This is a genomic window from Gilliamella sp. LMG 34360, from assembly GCF_984568995.1.
Map to the genome: position 1 here is coordinate 2847035 of NZ_OZ474900.1, position 19493 is coordinate 2866527.

Below are 19493 nucleotides of genomic sequence, written 5' to 3' on the forward strand. Positions count from 1 at the left end.
ATCATATGAAACAACTGTCACTATTAAGCAAAGGCATGGTTGCGACCATGCTAGCGCAGTTTTTTTCAGCCTTTGCTGATAATGCAATCTTCTTTGCCATATTGGCATTCATTAAAAATTTACATTATCCAGAATGGAGCCAGTCAGCATTACAGATTGGTTTTGTTGTGCCTTTTATTATACTTTCCCCTTTTGTCGGTCAATTTGCTGATAGTATGTCCAAAGGAAAAGTTATGATGATTTCAAACGGTATAAAATTATTAGGTGCCGGTTGTATCTGTTTAAACTTAAGTCCATTTGTAGGCTATTTTTTAGTTGGTATTGGTGCTGCAGCATATTCTCCAGCAAAATATGGAATTTTGGGAGAACTTACCAGTGGTGATAATTTAGTAAAAGCTAATGGATTAATTGAAGCATCAACGATTGCTGCTATTCTGCTTGGGTCATTAGCAGGCGGACATATTGCCGATCTTAATGTAACTGCGGCGTTATTTGCGTGTGTATTTATGTATGGACTTGCTGTAATTGCTAACATTTTTATTCCTAAATTACCTGCTGCAAGACAAAATATTCAATGGCAATTTTTAAGTATGGTCAAAGATTTTGCCAATACGGTTAAAATAATATTTACCAACAGGCAAGTACTGTTTACATTATTAGGCACAAGTTTATTTTGGGGCGCAGGTATTACTTTACGTTTTCTGTTGATCAGTTGGGTTCCTGTCGTTTTAGATATTCACGATAATGCCACACCAACCAACCTTAATGCTATTGTTGCTATTGGTATTGTAATTGGTGCTGGACTGGCTAGTACATTTATCTCAATAAATAACACATTACGTTGTATTCCAGCAGGAATTATGATGGGAATTATGGTAATTGCTTTTACATTGCAAGGTAATATTATTTCATCTTATATTTTGTTAGTTGTCATTGGGGCTTTAGGTGGCTTCTTTTTAGTACCTTTAAATGCTTTTATTCAAAAAATAGGTAAAGAATTAGTTGGCGCGGGCAGTGTGATTTCGGTACAAAACTTAAGTGAATACACGGCTATGATGGTTATGTTAGGGCTTTACACTTTAGCTGTTGCTATGGATTTACCTGTTATAGCAATCGGTGTTGGTTTTGGCGGTTTATTTGCTGTTGTAATTTTATTGTTATGGCTAGGATTAAAAAAACATGCAAAAAATTAATCTTTCAGAGATGATAACCGAAAGTCGCAATCCTAATAGCGAACATATTGATAACTGTTCAACATTAGAGATACTTAAAATTATCAATAATGAAGATAAACAAGTGGCGTTAGCTGTTGAAAAGGAGCTTTATAATATAGCTCAAGCTGTTGATGCTATCAGCCAAGCTTTTTTAAAACAAGGTCGATTAATTTATCTTGGTGCCGGTACCTCTGGTCGATTGGGTATTTTAGATGCCAGTGAGTGCCCACCTACTTATGGCTCACCACCGCAGCAGGTCATAGGCTTAATAGCGGGCGGAACACCAGCTATTTTTAAAGCCGTTGAAAACGCTGAAGATAATCCTAATCAAGCTATCAATGATTTAGCCAATATTGATTTTGGCACTAACGATATTTTAGTCGGTATTGCAGCTAGTGGGCGCACACCTTATGTAATAGGTGGTATGCAATATGCTAAATCACTGGGAGCAACAGTTATTAGTTTATGTTGTAATCCTAAGGCACCAATGATTAAATTAGCAGACATCGCTATTACCCCAATTGTTGGAGCCGAAGTGATCACGGGTTCATCAAGAATGAAAGCTGGCACTGCACAAAAGTTAGTACTCAATATGCTAACTACCGCAAGCATGATCAAAATTGGCAAAGTTTACGGCAATTTAATGGTTGATGTTGAAGCAACGAATGCCAAGCTCATTGAACGACAAATATCAATCGTTATGCAAGCTACCGATTGCAGTCGTGAAACAGCAATAGCTGCATTGAATAAATGCAATAAACATTGTAAAACAGCAATATTAATGATTCTTGCGGATATTGATGAGTTACAAGCAAAAAAAATATTGTTACAAAATAATGATTCTATTCGCAAAGCAATAAATAACCACCCTGCATAAATTGCTAAATAACACAAATTGGTATACCCAATTTGTGACTCAAGTCTAATTTTTCATTCACAGCAATTGAAATAACCATTTATAAAAACAATAATTTTGCTCTAATTTCAAATGTTACTATGTTCATTAATTGATGGATTTTTTGAAAAAACTAATTCAAATTTTATTTAAGTTTTATTTTATAAAAGGAAAATCTATGAAAAAATCATTACTAAAACTTAATATTGTCACGGTCTTAATTAGTCTATTAACTCTATCCCTCCCAACATTTGCGAGTAATCAAAATAATTTACATAACGTTGATAATCATCAAGCCAATATCAACCAAATTGCTGATGCCACTTTGGTTCAAACCCAATATGGTATGGTAAAAGGTCAATTTGATAAAATAAATAACGTTATTGTTTGGACGGGTATACCTTATGCCAAATCACCAACTGGTCAACTAAGGTGGAAAAAACCCATTGATCCTGAACCGTGGGAAGGCGTATTAGATGCAACCCAAGCCAGCAAAGTCGCATTTCAAATTAAAGAAAATAAAGTTATTGGCTCAGATGACAGTCTAAATCTCAATATATATCGACCTAATAATAAATCGAATAATTTACCAGTACTGGTTTATATTCACGGCGGAAATAATCAAAATGGTAGAGCGGAGGAAATGACAGGAAATACCATGGTAAATGACATTGACGGTATTTTTGTCTCAATTAATTATCGTTTAGGACCATTGGGATTCAATCCACTTCCAGCCTTACAAACTGGAGATAAACTTGAAGATTCTGGAAATTATGCTCTACTTGATATTGCAAAATCCTTAGATTGGATAAAAGATAATATAACTAATTTTGGTGGAGACGCTAATAACATAACCGTATCTGGTTTTTCTGCTGGTGGGCGAGATGTAATGGCAATGTTAATCTCACCTATTTTCAAAGACAAATTCCAAAAGGCAATATCTTTTAGTGGTGGCATGACTATTGCGGATAAACAAGATAGCATAAAAGTATTTGCTAAGGCTATCGCTCCTCTTGTTGTTGAAGATAAAATAAAACCAACCCAAGAAGAAGCTTATAATTGGCTATTAACCAATCACTCTGATGTAAGAAATTATCTTTATAGTTTATCTTCACAACGACTAGTATCACTTATGGGGAATGCTGGAATAAGAATGAGCGTATTTCCACATTTATACAATGATGGATATGTCATTCCTAAAGACGGTTTTAATACTCATGAATATAATTCTGTGCCATTGATTATGTTAACTGGCACCGGCGAATTTTCATTATTCGCCCAAACATCCCCTTATTTTAGTGATGCTTTCAACAATGGTTTACCAACAGGCAAGAAACTTAAAGAATTTAATTTTACCAATAAATATGGGGGGCGTTTATATGACCTATTTAATGTAGCAGATTCTGCGCAGAAAATGGCTCCCTTTTATAAAGCCAAAATTTATGGGGTAGAAATAGAATTTGGTCAAGACACCAATAGTGTTGGTTCCCAAATGGCATTATTTGGTGCTTTTCATGGAGTTTTCTTACCATTATTGGATGCTAATTCACAAAATTATGATGGTTTCATTGGTAATGCGTACAAAACTCAAGGCGCCAAACAATTAAGTATGACATTCAAAAAATACCTTAATAATTTTATTCATTCAGGTGATCCTAATGGAACTAATTTAGTTTATTGGAATAATTGGACCGCTGACCATAGTAAGGCAAATAATGCCTATTTATACATGAACGCAGATAAAGTAAAAGCCATTGCGTATATGGGAGGCAAAAAGTTTACCTACAGTGATGTACTTAATGAAATGGATGTTGATCAATCAATTAATCAAGAAACGAAAAATATCATCATTTCTGAAGTTTTAAACGGTCGCTGGTTTAGTGCTGAACTTGATCAAAGGTATAAAAATAAATCATTATGGATTAAATAAGTTAAGTAATCTTATGCACAATATATTCTGTATTATCATTTGATAACCATATATTGTGCCTAATAAAGATCATAAAAAAGTTTACAAATCGATAAAATAAAATTGAGTAACCAATAATCTAAATATTTTTTCAAAAAAATTATAGCAATTATCCAAACATCAAGAAATTCTTAATTTTAGGGAAAAAATAAATTATTTATTTTTGACTATTGTGATTTTTTTCAATTATAACGAGATGATTTTTAATAACATAATCTATTATCTATGTCACAACTTTTAACAAATGCAATGATTTAATAATAAAATTTATAATATAATAAATATATTCTTTGATGGAATAAATATATTCTTTAATGGAATAAATATGCAGTCAGATTTACACTAAAAAACCTTTGCTTTTTTTGCGTGGTAAAAGAGTGACATTTTTTTATTGTAGCAAATAACTGAATTAGTAATAATTTTTTAGAGTAATTTTATAACACATTTATATTATTCAATAATATAAAAATCCGGAGGAAATCATATGGTAGGAATTATCCTAGCTACTCATGGGGAGTTTGCTGAAGGTATTCTACAATCAGGATCGATGATCTTTGGAGAGCAAGAAAATGTTAAAGCCATTACCTTGCATCCTAGTGACAGTCCAGAAAGTTTAAAAGAAAGAATGCAGGAAGCAATCGCAACATTTGACAATCAAGATGAAGTATTATTTTTAGTAGATTTATGGGGCGGTACACCTTTTAATCAGGCTAATAATTTGTGTGGCGAACACAGTAATTGGGCGATCGTTGCCGGTTTAAATCTTCCAATGCTTATTGAAGCTTACTCTTCACGTTTTTCAATGGAGACCGCCAAAGAAATTGCTGCCGCTATTATTGAGCCAGCAAGAGAAGGGGTCAAAGCAACTGTTGATGCACCAAATCAAAATGCACCAGCAACCCAAGTATCTAACACAATTCCAGAAGGAACAGTACTTGGAGATGGCAAAATGAAAATTGTCTTAGCGCGAGTTGATTCACGATTATTACATGGACAAGTTGCAACTGCTTGGACTAAATCAACCAATCCTAATCGTATAATTGTGGTTTCTGATTCCGTCGCTAAAGATGAATTAAGAAAAAAACTTATTCAAGAAGCTGCACCTCCTGGAGTTAAAGCAAACGTTGTACCAATTAAAAAAATTATTGAAGTATCGCATGACCCTCGATTTGGCAATACTAAAGCCTTGCTCTTATTTGAAAACCCTCAAGATGTTTTACGTGCGATAGAAGGTGGTGTCGATATTGATGTTCTTAATATTGGTTCAATGGCACATTCTGTTGGTAAAGTCATGGTTAACAAAGTACTTTCAATGAATGCTGATGATGTTGATGCATTTGAAAAATTGAAAGCCAAAAACGTTAAATTTGATGTTCGCAAAGTACCAAATGATTCCAATAGTAATATGGATGATTTATTGAAAAAAGCGAAAGAAGAATTAGCTGAACAAAAAAATTAGTTTTATTTAAGAGGTTATATATTATGACATTATCAATTGTTGCTATCATATTAGTGATAGCTATTGCCTTTCTAGCCGGTATGGAAGGTATTTTAGATCAATTTCAATTTCACCAGCCACTTGTTGCATGTTCATTAATTGGACTTGTGACTGGCAATTTAGAAGCGGGTGTAGTATTAGGTGGATCGTTACAAATGATTGCTTTAGGTTGGGCAAATATTGGGGCAGCCGTAGCACCAGATGCCGCACTCGCCGCTGTTGCATCATCGATTATTTTAGTTTTAGGTGGTCAAGGCGTTGCAGGCGTATCAACAGCTATTGCAGTAGCTATTCCACTTGCGGTTGCTGGATTATTTTTAACTATGATTGTGCGAACTATCGCTGTTCCATTAGTTCATATGATGGATGCCGCAGCAGAAGAAGGTAATATTCGTAAAATCGAATGGTTGCAAATTTTAGGTATCTGCTTGCAAGGTCTACGTATTGCCATTCCAGCAGCTGCGTTACTTTTCATTCCTGCAGAAACAGTTAGAGAAGCCTTAAATGCAATGCCTGAATGGTTAACAACCGGTATGGCTATTGGTGGTGGTATGGTTGTTGCAGTTGGTTATGCAATGGTAATAAACATGATGGCAAACCGTGAAGTATGGCCATTTTTCATTATTGGCTTCGTGGTTGCCGCTATATCACAATTAACATTAATTGCCCTTGGTGCGTTAGGAATTGCATTAGCGCTGATATATCTCAATCTTTCTGAACGCGGCAATTCATCAAATGGCGGTAGTAAAGGTGATCCGCTTGATGATATTTTGAATGATTACTAAGAACTTGGAGAAGAAAATGACAGATAGAATTCAATTAAGCAAAAAAGATCGTTTAGCTGTTGCTTGGCGTTCAACTTTCCTTCAAGGTTCTTGGAACTATGAACGTATGCAAAATGGTGGTTGGGTTTATTCTATGATCCCTGCTATCAAAAAATTATATACCACAAAAGAAGACCGCTCAGCAGCGCTAAAACGTCATTTAGAGTTTTTTAATACGCATCCATATTTAGCATCACCTGTTTTAGGTGTAACGCTTGCTTTAGAAGAAGAGCGCGCCAACGGTGCCGCTGTTGATGATGTTGCCATTCAAGGGGTAAAAGTTGGGATGATGGGACCTTTAGCTGGGGTTGGTGATCCAGTGTTTTGGTTTACGGTACGACCAATGCTTGGTGCTCTTGGTGCTTCATTAGCGCTTAGTGGTAATATTATGGGTCCTATTTTATTCTTTATATTATGGAATATTATTCGTTGGGGCTTTATGTGGTACACCCAAGAATTTGGTTATCGTACTGGATCGAAAATTACAGATAACCTATCAGGCGGTTTACTACAAAAAATTACTAAAGGTGCATCTATACTAGGGATGTTTGTACTTGCTGCTTTAGTACAAAGGTGGGTATCAATAAAATTCCAGCCCATTGTATCAACAGTCAAACTAGACAATGGTGCATTTATTGACTGGAATTCACTACCTGCGGGGGCTCAAGGTATCCAACAAGCATTACAACAAATGCAAAGTGGATTATCTCTTACTCAAGAAAAAGTCACCACATTACAAAATAACTTAGATCAATTGATACCAGGCCTTGTTCCGTTACTCTTAACATTCTTCTGTATGTGGTTATTACGTAAAAAAGTATCACCAATCATTATCATTGTTGGATTATTTTTAGTAGGTATCGCTGGTCATTTGATTGGTCTTTTATAAACTACTATTTTTGTAAAAATGTTTCAGGAAAGCATAATGTTTCAGTATAAAATTATGCTTTCTGTTAAACAGTCATTATCCTTTTCATCACACAATGTGACGAAAACACGGTGTGTATGAAAAGGATAGTGTTATCAATTCAACCTTAGTTATGGATAGGTAATAGATGGTTCAATCATTGAACACAAAAATTGATTTGACCGTGAAAGCAACCGCTTTTACTGGTTTATCTGAATATGGCAATATAATGATTGGTGATAAAGCATTTGAATTTTATCATCGGCGTGACCCTCGTAAATATATCCAAATTCCTTGGGATGAAGTAGATTATGTTATTGCATCCGTATTATTTGGTGGTAGATGGATTCCTCGTTATTCAATTCAAACAAAAAAAGACGGTACTTTCACCTTTGCCTCTGAAGATCCCAAAAAAACATTAAAAGCAATTCGTGTTTATATTGAGGGACAAAAAATGGTAAGGTCATTAGGTTTTTTTGATGTTTTAAAACGGGCTTTTATTCGTAAAAAAAAGAAAACACAATAGACCAGAAAATAAAACATCGTCAGTATTATTTTTATCCATTTATGACTAAATAAATTCAAACAAGCAATATCACGCCTAGCTTCAACAAACAGACATTGCACTTTTTTCTAGAAAGAGTATAATTTCGGGGCTTTGATTTTGTCCATGTTGGGCAAAAGAAAGATTATTTTTTAATTTAAGAGGATGTTATGGTAACTATTCGTTTAGCTCGTGGTGGCTCTAAAAAGCGCCCTTTTTATCAAGTAGTTGTCACTGATAGCCGTAACCCACGTGATGGTCGTTTTATTGAGCGCGTTGGCTTTTTTAATCCAATTGCACAAGGTAAAGCAGAAGAATTACGTTTAGATCTTGATCGCGTAAATCATTGGGTAGGTTTAGGTGCAACAGTTTCTGATCGTGTGAATGCATTGATCAAACAAGCACGAAAAGCTGCTTAATTGAGTAATAAATAGTAACTGTAATGATGAATACTGAGAATCTAATCGTTGTAGGTAAACTTGGTTCTAGCTATGGCATTCGTGGTTGGCTCAGGATTTTTTCGTTTACAGAATTTTCAGATAGCATTTTCGATTACACACCTTGGTATATCCAGCGCGCTGGCAAATGGCAAGAGGTAATCGTAGAAAGCTTCAAACCCCATAATCAGGATATGATTGTAAAACTCAAAGGCGTTGATGATCGTGATCAGGCCAATGCATTAACTAATTTTGAAGTGTATGTTGATGCTGAAAAATTTCCAGAACTTAACAATGGAGATTTTTATTGGAAAGATTTGATTGGCTGTCGAGTAAAAACAGTTAACGGTTATGATTTGGGTCAGGTTACTGACTTAATGGAAACTGGCTCGAATGATGTATTGGTGGTAAAAGCAAATCTAAAAGATGCATTTGGAGCAACAGAACGTTTAATTCCGTTTGTTGATGATCAATTTATAAAACAAGTTGATTTAACAGCAAAAACAATTGTGGTCGATTGGGATCCCGCTTTTTAATTGGTAAGGTAAGAATATGTGGATTGGCGTTATTAGCCTTTTTCCCGAAATGTTCCAAGCAATTACCTGTTATGGTGTGACTGGTCGAGCCGTAAAAAACGGACTGTTAACAGTAGAATATTGGAACCCGCGCGATTTTGCGCATGATAAACATAAGACTGTCGATGATAGGCCTTATGGCGGTGGTCCCGGCATGTTAATGATGGTACAACCACTTCGCGATGCAATTCATGCAGCAAAAACAGTAGCAGGTAACGATACAAAAGTAATCTATCTTTCCCCACAAGGGCGCAAATTAAACCAACAAGGTGTTTGCGAGTTATCACAATATCAAAAATTGATTTTGATTTGTGGTCGATACGAAGGTATAGATGAACGCGTTATCCAAACCGAAATTGATGAAGAATGGTCAATTGGGGATTACGTGTTGAGTGGCGGTGAATTACCGGCGATGACGATGATTGATGCATTAGCAAGGTTTATTCCTGGCGTATTAAATCATGAATCATCAGCAGAAGAAGACTCTTTTGCTAACGGGTTACTTGATTGTCCACACTATACTCGACCTGAGGTGTTAGATGGAATGGCGGTGCCTGACGTATTAATGTCTGGTCACCATGAAGCGATTCGTCGCTGGCGATTAAAACAATCCCTAGGACGAACTTGGTTGAGAAGAGAAGATCTTCTTGAAAATCTAGCTCTGACTGATGAAGAGCAATGTTTACTTACTGAATTCCAACGTGAATATCGTGATGAACAGAGCCATTAATATTTCAGTATAACTAGTAAGAGACAAAATTATGAAAAATGCAATTATTCAGCAATTAGAACAAGAACAAATGAAAAAAGACATCCCGTCTTTTCGTCCGGGTGATACGGTTGAAGTAAAAGTATGGGTTGTTGAAGGTAACAAAAAACGTCTTCAAGCTTATGAAGGTGTAGTTGTAGCAATTCGTAATCGTGGTTTACATTCTGCATTTACAGTACGTAAAATTTCGAATGGCGAAGGTGTTGAACGAGTATTCCAAACTCACTCACCAATTGTTGATTCAATTACTGTGAAACGTCGTGGTCAAGTACGTCAAGCTAAACTTTACTACTTACGCGAACTTCGTGGTAAAGCAGCGCGTATCAAAGAACGCCTTAACTAATTCAAATTGGTTAATATTTAATAAACTGATTAAATATATCCAATTAAATATGGTCACCTTTATGGTGACCGTTTTTATGTATATAGTAAAAGTTCATTCCCGCCAACAATCGTTGACAAAATTCAAGCAATATCTAGATCAAATAAAGGTAACATTATGGATAACTATCTTGTTGCGATTCTTGCCACTACAACCAAGTTATTCGCATTAATGACACCACCAGCAGTGCTAAGTGCATTCTTAAGTGGTACTAAACAAAATGATGAACCACAACGCCGAAAAATTGCGCTTAAAACATCGTGTGCGGTGTTCATTATTGGCATTGTGTTGTTCTTTTTTGGTAATACTATGTTTAGTGTTTTCGGTTTTACCCTAGATGCATTCCGTATCGGTTCTGGCGCGTTACTGTTTATCACTGCAGTAGCACTAATGAATGACTCTCCGGATAAAAATAAAATTAGTAGTGATGAGGATATTAGTGTTGTACCGCTTGCAATTCCCCTTTGCATGGGTCCTGCTTCTATCGGTACAATTATTGTTATGGGAACAAGTTCAGTGGGTTTTGCTGCCAATATGGTTGGTGCAGTTTCATTGTTTATTGCTTCTTCGGGCATTTATGCCATGCTTTTATGTGCAAAAAGTATTGCAAAAGTATTAAAAAATACCGGTATTGCTATTTTATCAAAACTAACTGGACTACTAATATCGGCAATTGCTGCACAAGTAGTATTCACTGGCATATCGGCTTTTCTAAAATAGCCAACCTTTATTGACAAATTTTTGTTACGTTATTATGTAAAATAGCGTAACAATTGAATTTGATACCTTATTTAAGATTAAATTATGAGTATTTATTTATTAATTGAATATAATTAATCTTAGTTATTAATGATTAAATTGCGTTTTTTATTGTAGTAATAAGAAGCTAGAATAATGATAATTAAGACAACTTCTGACAATAAAATAAAATGACCCGACTCACCAAACCATACACCAACAATAATCACAATATTAACAATAATTGAAATCGCTGCTAACCATGGAAATAATGGTGATTTAAATTTAATCATCTCTTTAGGATACTTACCACTATTAACGCCTTTACGAAATTGATACTGACACCAAGCGATAATAATCCACGCAAAACAACCTACTTGTCCAGTACCTGCAACTAAGTAGAGATAAAGCTTTTCAGCAGCAATATATTTAGAAAATAATGAAACTAAAGCAATAATTGCAATAAATAAGATGCCTTTAGTGGGGACTCCTCGTTTATTGACATCTGAAAAGTATTTAGGTGCTAAATTATCCTGCGCCATTGACCATAACATACGTGAACTGGCATAAATAGCAGAGTTGGCCGCCGATATCGCAGCACAAAAAATAACAAACAACATCATGTAAGAAGCAAAAGTAATACCCGCTTTATTAAATACCCACACAAAGGGACTAATTTCATCATGCACGGTTCCATATGGGTAAACTAATGCTAAAACCGCAATGGCTAATACATAAAACAGAATAATTCTGAATGCAACACCTGTAATAATTTTAGGTAATACTGTTTGAGGTGACTCAGCTTCACCTGCTGCACTACCAATTAATTCAACGCCTTGAAACGAATACGTCACAATGGTCATACATACAAAAATCGATAAAAAACCGTTAGGAAACCAGCCATGTTCTGTTTTAAAAGTAGGTAATATATGAGTTTGAGTATATTGCTGATACAGAAGATAAATGCCAATACCAATAAAGGCAATAATTGCCAGCACTTTAATGGTTGAAAACCAATACTCACTTTCACCAAAAGCACGCACAGAAGTTAGATGAACTGAGGTTATAACAACTAAAATCAATAAACTAAAAAGATAAATAGGAATAGCAGGAAAAAATTGGTGGGCAATCATAGAAGCGGCTGTTAAATCTGCTGCCATAGACAGAACCCAACTAAGCCAATATAACCAACCAATGGTATAACTCCAAATCGGATTTGGAATAAACATCAATGCATAATGTTGAAAAGAGCCAGCATGTGGAAATGCACAAGAAAGCTCACCTAAACATAACATTGTTGCTAACATTATGCTACCAGCCATTAAATAAGCGATGATAGTCCCCAATGGCCCTACCGTTGTTAATGGTGCAGCGATACCAATAAATAAACCGGTACCAATCGATCCCCCTAACGAAATCATTAGCAGATGACGATTTTTAAGATTCTTTTTTAAATTACTGGGATTTTGGCTTTGTTGTGATGCTGATGTTGCCATGTATAAACCGCCTAATCATTGATAAAAACTGCTGGTTACCCAGCAGTTAACACAAATTAATAGATAAACCGTTTTTCTACACCACTAGTTTGACAAGCCATTAGCAAGGCAGTGTAATCAAGCTCAAATCCAATCATATCACCGACTTTAAGAGTTTGAGTCACATCTTCAATATCGACTAATGTATGATCACTGGTTTGACCAAGTACAGTAATGTTATCATCGATCGGCACACAGCTTTCAGCCGGTACATCTTGACGTCCAAAAGCAAGCAACGCTCGTTTACGTACGCCATGATCGACAAACGTTTTACTATTTAGAAAAGCATCTACCCCTAACTCACCAACTGGAACGGTTGGTTTACTATTAAGCTCGATAATTTGTGCATATAATTTATACATATCACTACAAGCTTTTTCTACAGGTTTATTTGAGTGATGAAATTCATCAAGATATTTCATATCTACATACTCAATACCAAACTCATGTAAACCACCAATCCGGATGTGATTTAGTCCTTCAGGCCAGATACCCTTGTCTAATAGATGATAACTAGTACAATTACCGGCTGATAAATATTGTATTTTAATATTGCAAGCTTTTTCTACTCTACGCGCAATTTCTAAAAAGTCTACTCCATTTTTAACTGTCGGTAGCACAGTACCGTAACAGTTAAAATTGGTGCCAAGCCCATAAAGCTCAACACCCGGTAAAGATAAAATGAGTTTGACCGTATCAATAATTTCATCAATATGTTCAAACCAAATACCTTCGCGTAAATCACCCATATCAACCATTAATAAAACTTGGTGAACCTTTTGTTGCTTGACGGCTTCGTCTGAAAGTGCTTGAATCACCGTTTTTTCACTGTTTAAGCTAATATCTGCATATTTAACAACTTCACTAATTTCGCTTAAACAAGGGCTACGTAACAGGCAAGTTTTACACCCTAAAGCATCTTTTAATTTTTTCAAATTATATGTTCTTGATTCAGCAATAACATCAATACCGCCATCTAGAACTGCTTTTGCAGTTTCAACACAACCATCAAACACTTTATTAACTGCCATTACTTCAATGCCGTGTTTAGCAAGTAACTCTTTTTCAACACGAGCATTGTCCTTTAATTTTCCTAAATCAATTTCCAATACAGGTTTGTACATAAATTTACTCCTCTATATCTTATTGTTGTTGCAAGCGATTACGTTTTTGTGCGCGATGATATATCCATTCAGCTAACACAATTGCAAGCACTGCACCACCAACAATTTTCGCGATATACTCAACATAACCACCCATATCGATTTGTGCTGGTGGAATAAACACTAAGATCACCGCAAATAGCGTAGATAAGAAGCCTAAACCAGGTAAAACAATTGGTAATACTTTACCAGGGATCTTAAAGCTACGTGGTACATCTGGTTGAGTAATACGTAAGCGATAGTACGCAATAAACATCACTAAATAAGGAATAAAGTAACAAATGGTTGTTAATGCGGTTAACATCCAATAGGCAGCAGCAATACTTGGTGATACGAACGTTGAGAAACAAAGTACGGTCACAATGATTGCTTGGATAACTAAAGCAAATGCTGGTGTTTGATACACAGGATGTAAACGACCAATGCGTTCACCAAGCAAATTATCTTCTTTAGATGCTTCTTGTAACATATAGATAGGACCAACTAACCATGAGTTAATTTGACCTAATGCACCAAAGAATAAACAGATTGCCATTACTGGTAATAACCAAGGCATATGTAGCTCTTTAGCAGCAGCCTCCATTGCTTGCATTACACCGGCAACAATATCAGTATCGGCAGCAGGTAATAAGGTATTAATTGCCCAAGTACCAATCATATAGATACCAACGATAACAATTGCAGATACAGCCATCGCTTTAGGGAAGTCACGTTGTGGATCACGAGTACGACCAGCAATCATTGGTGCAACTTCAAGTCCAGCAAAAGCAAACATCATGCTTGATAAAAAGACAATTGTATCCCAGCTACTTAAATCTGGAATCCAATCACTAACATGACTATAGTCAGTTGCCATTGGGTGACCTGTCATCAACCAGACAATTGCTAATAATACAATGATAGCAGCAGGAATAAATACCCCTAACCATGCACTAACACTGTTTATGATTTTAGTCCATTTCATACCTTTGATATTCATTAATGTTAAAATCCAAAATACCACCATGGAACCAACACCAATAAACACCTGATTTTGGGCTAACTCGGCACTAAACATGTAACCAATTGCAGTAAATCCAAATTGTAACATTAATGGGAAGAATAGAACGCATGAGAATAAGAAACAAACGACCACTATCCAGCCAACTCGTTTACCAAACGCTTCTTTTACCCAAACAAAAATCCCCCCATCTTTTGGCCAACCAGTAGAAAGTTCACCACAAACCATCGCTAAAGGGAAAAACAAACAAAATGCAGCAAGAAGCCAAAGCACCATTGCTGACGCTCCGTAAGGAGCAACATTAGGAATTTGACGTAAACTTAGTATGGCTATGACATTCATAAATACAATGTCTTTAATACCAAGTAAACTTGAATCTTTAGAATCACTCATAATAACCTCACATTATAATATCTGGGGCGAGAAGTGCCCCAGATAACTCATGATTAATACACGTCGTATCCAACCATATCCTCGTAAGTGTCCTCACGGCGAATCAATCGATCTTTACCTTTTTTATCAATCATAACAACGGCAGTACGCGGTCGATTGTTATATACTGTTTGACTTTCGATGGTATAAGCTCCTGCATCAAGGAATGCAATGATATCCCCAACTTGAGTGTCTTTTGGTAATAAGAACTCTTCACCTTTTACACCTACATGGAAATAGTCACCACCATCACATAAAGGTCCAGCAAGTTTAATGTATTGATCATGCTCTTCGGTAATTCTTGACGCATCATACACATAGAAGAACCAATCAAAATGCTGACTATCAGATAACACGCTATAACCTGCGTCAACAAATTTCCACTCAACATGTTCTTCAATGTTACCGTCTAAATCGTAATTTGTTTTACGTTTCTCACAAGCAACTTCGGTTAATAATACAGCAGCAGATCCTGTTACTTTACGACCTGGTTCAATACAGATTTCAACATCGGTACGCCATTTATGTACTTCTCTAATCACTGCATCAGCAAAATCTTGTGCAGTAATACCGGCATACATATTATCCTGTAATGGATTACCATTTTCTTCGTCATATTTATATGGAACTGGAATACCGCCACCAACGTTAATTAAATCCAATTTAATACCAAGGACTTCTTCTAAACGGCGTGACTCATCGACTAATACTTTCGTTGCTTTAGCAAATGGTTCTGATTCTGGTACTTGATCCCCTACGTGCATATGTAAACCACGTAAATGAACATAAGGCATTTCAAGAATACGACGACAGGTTTCTTCCGCTTGTTCTAAGTCAATACCTGATTTAGCATGATATGCCGTAACAAGTTCCGCATGAGTTGCTGATGGTACATTTGGTTCAACTCGCACACAAACATTCGCTACTTTCTTCAATCGACGTGAAATTTCATCAATGATATCGAGTTCATATAAGCTATCAACATTGATAATATAAAGATCATTTTGAATAGCAAATTCTAAATCAACCGGTTTTTTAACCACGCCATTGAAAACGATTTGACTACCTGGAAAACCGATCTCTAGACATTTACGCACTTCAAACATTGAATTTGCTTCAGCATAAATACCTGCATCTTTAATTGCTTTTAGCACACCCATTACAGAACATGTTTTTGACGCATAGAAAATCTTAGTATTTGGATGAGCTTTAAACGAATCTTTGATTTCTTGAATATTACGGTCAATTTCTTTTTCAGAAAATACGTAAAAAGGTGTTGGATATTTCTTTGCTAATTCTTCTAAATTTACGCCATCAAAACATAATTTACCGTTTTGAGCACTGAAACGACGATCTTTGGTTATAAGATCTGAGCGTAATTTGTTATAATTTGACATAATTTTGTCGGACATAAGACCTCCAGTTAATTAGTACATAAAAAGTACATAAGAAAACAAGCAAAATGGCTTTTCACTTGCAATGCAATCAGCATGCCAACTTATAAATTATTAAAAATCAATTTATTATAAAAATAATTACAAAAACAATATTGGTCATATTGTTTAAAACATGTTTTTATGACAAAAATTTGTCACAAATTTATTAATGGTTGAAAGGTATTTAAATTAACGTAAGCTAAACTTAGCTAATAAGCTAAATTAAAAAGGTACTAATATCATGACAATCGATCCTGAATTATTACAATCATTAGAAATATTCAAACATTTTTTTGATTTAATCCATCAGCCAATGGCTATTATCGATAAAGAAGGTAAATACATTTATTATAATCGGGAAAGTGCAGAACTTGATGGTTATCCTATGGAACAAGCCATTGGTAAACCAATGCTTAAAGTTTATCCTAATTTAAGAAAAGAAGATAGTACCATGTTACAAGCTTTACAACAAGGTAAGGAATATCAGGATAATTATCAAAGCTACTATAATCATGTAGGTAAACTTGTTGATTATATGCATACCACCGTACCGCTTTATAATAAACATAAAGATATTATTGGTGCGATCGAAATAGGACGAAATTTATCAACTGTTAGACAATTACAAGATCAAGTATTCAAACTTAATAGTAAGTTATACCAAAACAAAGACCAACCATTACCTGAAATTGTTTTTGTATCGCAGAAAATGCAAAAGGTTATTGATCAAACAAATATTTTAGGGGCGAATGATGTTCCAGTTTTAATTGTTGGTGAAACTGGAACGGGTAAAGAGCTTTTTGCTCATTTGATACATCAAACGAGTCACCGCCGTAATCACGCGTTTATTTCGTTAAATTGTAGTGCTTTACCAACCACATTGATTGAAAGTACCTTATTTGGGACAGTCAAAGGTGCATTTACTGGTGCTGAAAATCATCCTGGCTATTTAGAACTGGCTAATGGGGGCACACTATTTCTTGACGAACTTAATGCTATGCCACTTGATATGCAAAGCAAATTACTTAGATTTTTACAAGAAAAGACTTACTGGCCATTAGGTGGCAATAAAGAGCAACATGCCGATGTAAGAATTGTTGCCGCCATGAATGAATCGCCAGCAGAGTTATTAAAAACGGGGAAAATGCGAAGTGACCTATTTTATCGATTAAATGTAGGATTAATTAAACTCCCAGCACTTCGGGAAAGGAAAGAAGATATTCCTGTATTAGCTCGATACTTTATTGATAAACATAAAACCGATGTAAATGTTGTGATAACAGGTATTAGTGAACACGCATTACAACAACTTATGTCTGCTCCTTGGCCGGGAAATGTAAGAATGCTTGAAAATGCAATCGTACGTAGTATAGTCTTACAAAATGAACCAGGAGAATTGCAACAAATTATCCTTGACGACGAACTATTTGACATTCACAGCCCTTACCCAGAAAATCAATCTGAAACTAAATTTGAAAAACCAAGTACAAGCATAGTCGCAAGCAATAACAATTTAACCGAACAAGTTGAAAATTATGAAAAACAACTTATTATTGATGCATTAAATCAAGCAAACGGTAAAATTATTGCTGCTGCAAAACTATTAAATATTTCACGGACTACATTACAATATAAGGTAAAAAAATACCACATTCAAATGGGAGTAATAGATAACTAGTCTCTGTTAATCAAAGGCTTGTGCGCAGGCAAATGCACTGCTCCAGGCCCATTGAAAATTATAACCGCCTAACCAACCAGCCACATCAACAACTTCACCAATAAAATAGAGATTCGGATGTGATTTAACCGCCATCGTTTTTGAAGATAACGCATCAGTACTGACTCCCCCTAATGTCACTTCAGCCGTTCGATATCCTTCCGTACCATTTGGCGTTATACACCATTGAGTCAATGTATTATAAAGGTCTTGTTGCTGCTTAGGGTTAAGTTGCTTAACCGTTATGTCAGTTATCAAATTCAATTGTATTAATGCCTCAATCAACCTTTTCGGTAAAATCTGTGATAAACAATTTTTTAGGGTTTGATTGCGATTTTGTTCAAGTAATGGTTTAAATGTTGATTCAAATGACCTATCTGGCAATAAGTTAATAATGATTGGCTCCCCGGCTTGCCAATAACTAGAAATTTGTAAAATTGCGGGTCCTGATAATCCACGATGGGTGAATAATAAGTTTTCTTTAAAACGGATTCGTTCATTAGATACTTCAACCGGAACAGCAATTCCTGATAACGTGGATAATACTTCTAACAACGGTTTATGTAACGTAAATGGCACCAGTCCCGCTTTTACTGGTACAACAGGGATAGCTAATTTTTCAGCTATTTTGTATCCGATAGAGGTCATGCCAAGTGCTGGCATCGACTGTCCGCCCGTTGCCACAATTAATTGTTCAGTTTCAATACAACCTTGTGAAGTATATAACTTAAATCCTTTATCTACAGACTCAACTTCTTCTAATTGTGTTTGTAGCATAAATTTAACTTGTCCTTTTTGACACTCTTGTGCAAGCATATCGACAATATCTTGAGCTGAATTATCACAAAATAACTGACCATGATCTTTTTCATGATAAGCAATCTTATATTCATTAACTAATTGAATAAAATCCCATTGGGAGAATCGTTTTAAAGCAGATTTACAAAAATGCGGATTTTGAGAAATATAATTACTTGCTTCAACAGTGAGATTAGTAAAATTACATTTACCACCACCAGACATTAATATTTTACGGCCAATTTTTTTACCATTATCAATTATAGTGACATCATAGCCTCTTTGTCCTAATAATCCCGCACAAAACAGCCCTGCTGCTCCAGCACCTACAATTGTAATTTTCGTTTGCATATTTAATATACATTACTCAAAGAAAAAGATGACGTATTATAGCAGTATAAATCTTGCGATTCTAACTACCTCAATCTTGAAAAAATTGTCTATTTTGATGCTCATAATTTCCTTTTTACAAACTTTTTTTGATCAAATATTAATTCTGATTATGAAAAAAACGATCGTTTACCAAGATTTTATCCTAATAAAAATTTAATTTTAATAAAAACAGATAATTAAAATCAGATATTAGCTTCATTAATAACTTTGATATAAGTTATTAGAAGATTGACTTATAAGTAATATTTATTTGACCAAAATACTATT

General features: G+C 35.2%; 17 protein-coding genes and 2 pseudogenes. 14 read left to right on the forward strand and 5 right to left on the reverse strand.

The features are described 5' to 3' along the window. Positions 1 to 5: 5 nt before the first annotated feature. The 13 genes and pseudogenes from lplT to AC5LW9_RS12860 all read left to right on the forward strand — a co-directional run bounded on the left by lplT (position 6) and on the right by AC5LW9_RS12860 (position 10734). Positions 6 to 1193, forward strand: a complete 1188-nt coding sequence (gene lplT / locus AC5LW9_RS12800) for a lysophospholipid transporter LplT (protein WP_493456018.1) — start codon at positions 6 to 8, stop codon at positions 1191 to 1193. Then, positions 1180 to 2091 carry an N-acetylmuramic acid 6-phosphate etherase gene (murQ, locus tag AC5LW9_RS12805; protein WP_039126660.1) on the forward strand — a complete coding sequence of 304 codons (912 nt, stop codon included), beginning with the start codon at positions 1180 to 1182 and terminating at the stop codon, positions 2089 to 2091. The genes lplT and murQ overlap by 14 nt, the downstream gene beginning before the upstream one ends. Before the next feature lie 196 nt (positions 2092 to 2287). Then, positions 2288 to 4039 (forward strand): carboxylesterase family protein, encoded by a 1752-nt coding sequence (locus tag AC5LW9_RS12810; RefSeq protein WP_493456019.1) that lies wholly within the window; start codon positions 2288 to 2290, stop codon positions 4037 to 4039. A gap of 523 nt (positions 4040 to 4562) precedes the next feature. Next, positions 4563 to 4943, forward strand: a pseudogene (locus AC5LW9_RS12815) (PTS sugar transporter subunit IIA); the annotation flags it as partial. A gap of 51 nt (positions 4944 to 4994) precedes the next feature. After that, positions 4995 to 5537, forward strand: a pseudogene (locus AC5LW9_RS12820) (PTS sugar transporter subunit IIB); the annotation flags it as partial. 23 nt (positions 5538 to 5560) lie between these two features. Beyond that, on the forward strand, positions 5561 to 6361 hold the full coding sequence (locus AC5LW9_RS12825) for a PTS mannose/fructose/sorbose transporter subunit IIC (protein ID WP_039126669.1): 801 nt from the start codon (positions 5561 to 5563) through the stop codon (positions 6359 to 6361). A gap of 16 nt (positions 6362 to 6377) precedes the next feature. After that, on the forward strand, positions 6378 to 7289 hold the full coding sequence (locus AC5LW9_RS12830; RefSeq protein ID WP_039126672.1) for a PTS system mannose/fructose/sorbose family transporter subunit IID: 912 nt from the start codon (positions 6378 to 6380) through the stop codon (positions 7287 to 7289). 166 nt (positions 7290 to 7455) lie between these two features. Next, positions 7456 to 7833 (forward strand): DUF956 family protein, encoded by a 378-nt coding sequence (locus AC5LW9_RS12835; protein WP_039126675.1) that lies wholly within the window; start codon positions 7456 to 7458, stop codon positions 7831 to 7833. Positions 7834 to 8021: 188 nt separating this feature from the next. Next, positions 8022 to 8270 carry a 30S ribosomal protein S16 gene (gene rpsP, locus AC5LW9_RS12840; RefSeq protein ID WP_039126678.1) on the forward strand — a complete coding sequence of 83 codons (249 nt, stop codon included), beginning with the start codon at positions 8022 to 8024 and terminating at the stop codon, positions 8268 to 8270. 23 nt (positions 8271 to 8293) lie between these two features. Then, positions 8294 to 8824 carry a ribosome maturation factor RimM gene (gene rimM, locus AC5LW9_RS12845; RefSeq protein WP_039126681.1) on the forward strand — a complete coding sequence of 177 codons (531 nt, stop codon included), beginning with the start codon at positions 8294 to 8296 and terminating at the stop codon, positions 8822 to 8824. Between the two features lie 16 nt (positions 8825 to 8840). After that, complete coding sequence (trmD, locus tag AC5LW9_RS12850) at positions 8841 to 9593, forward strand: tRNA (guanosine(37)-N1)-methyltransferase TrmD (RefSeq protein WP_039126684.1); 753 nt, start codon at positions 8841 to 8843, stop codon at positions 9591 to 9593. A 31-nt stretch (positions 9594 to 9624) separates the two neighbouring features. Next, positions 9625 to 9975 carry a 50S ribosomal protein L19 gene (gene rplS, locus AC5LW9_RS12855; protein ID WP_025314641.1) on the forward strand — a complete coding sequence of 117 codons (351 nt, stop codon included), beginning with the start codon at positions 9625 to 9627 and terminating at the stop codon, positions 9973 to 9975. A gap of 156 nt (positions 9976 to 10131) precedes the next feature. Next, the gene (locus AC5LW9_RS12860) at positions 10132 to 10734 is read left to right on the forward strand and encodes a MarC family protein (RefSeq protein ID WP_039126690.1); all 603 of its coding nucleotides are present in this window, start codon (positions 10132 to 10134) and stop codon (positions 10732 to 10734) included. Positions 10735 to 10853: 119 nt separating this feature from the next. On the opposite strand, the gene AC5LW9_RS12865 is transcribed toward AC5LW9_RS12860, so the two are convergent. From AC5LW9_RS12865 to dokD, 4 genes are read right to left on the reverse strand one after another with little or no spacing between them, the layout of a single operon-like run. After that, a complete protein-coding gene (locus tag AC5LW9_RS12865) occupies positions 10854 to 12248 on the reverse strand; it encodes an amino acid permease (RefSeq protein WP_334324018.1) in 1395 nt (464 codons plus the stop codon). A 56-nt stretch (positions 12249 to 12304) separates the two neighbouring features. Further along, positions 12305 to 13411 carry an alanine/ornithine racemase family PLP-dependent enzyme gene (locus AC5LW9_RS12870; RefSeq protein ID WP_493456020.1) on the reverse strand — a complete coding sequence of 369 codons (1107 nt, stop codon included), beginning with the start codon at positions 13409 to 13411 and terminating at the stop codon, positions 12305 to 12307. Between the two features lie 19 nt (positions 13412 to 13430). After that, the gene (locus AC5LW9_RS12875; protein ID WP_039126697.1) at positions 13431 to 14843 is read right to left on the reverse strand and encodes an APC family permease; all 1413 of its coding nucleotides are present in this window, start codon (positions 14841 to 14843) and stop codon (positions 13431 to 13433) included. A gap of 53 nt (positions 14844 to 14896) precedes the next feature. Continuing rightward, entirely contained in the window at positions 14897 to 16294 is a 1398-nt protein-coding gene (gene dokD, locus AC5LW9_RS12880; RefSeq protein ID WP_086326357.1) for an ornithine/lysine decarboxylase DokD, read from the reverse strand. A gap of 262 nt (positions 16295 to 16556) precedes the next feature. Here dokD and AC5LW9_RS12885 point away from each other — a divergent pair, with 262 nt between their 5' ends. Continuing rightward, positions 16557 to 17996, forward strand: a complete 1440-nt coding sequence (locus AC5LW9_RS12885; RefSeq protein ID WP_086326356.1) for a sigma-54 interaction domain-containing protein — start codon at positions 16557 to 16559, stop codon at positions 17994 to 17996. A gap of 6 nt (positions 17997 to 18002) precedes the next feature. Here AC5LW9_RS12885 and AC5LW9_RS12890 read toward each other — a convergent pair whose 3' ends face one another. Further along, positions 18003 to 19184, reverse strand: a complete 1182-nt coding sequence (locus tag AC5LW9_RS12890; RefSeq protein WP_493456021.1) for a BaiN/RdsA family NAD(P)/FAD-dependent oxidoreductase — start codon at positions 19182 to 19184, stop codon at positions 18003 to 18005. Positions 19185 to 19493 lie beyond the last annotated feature (309 nt).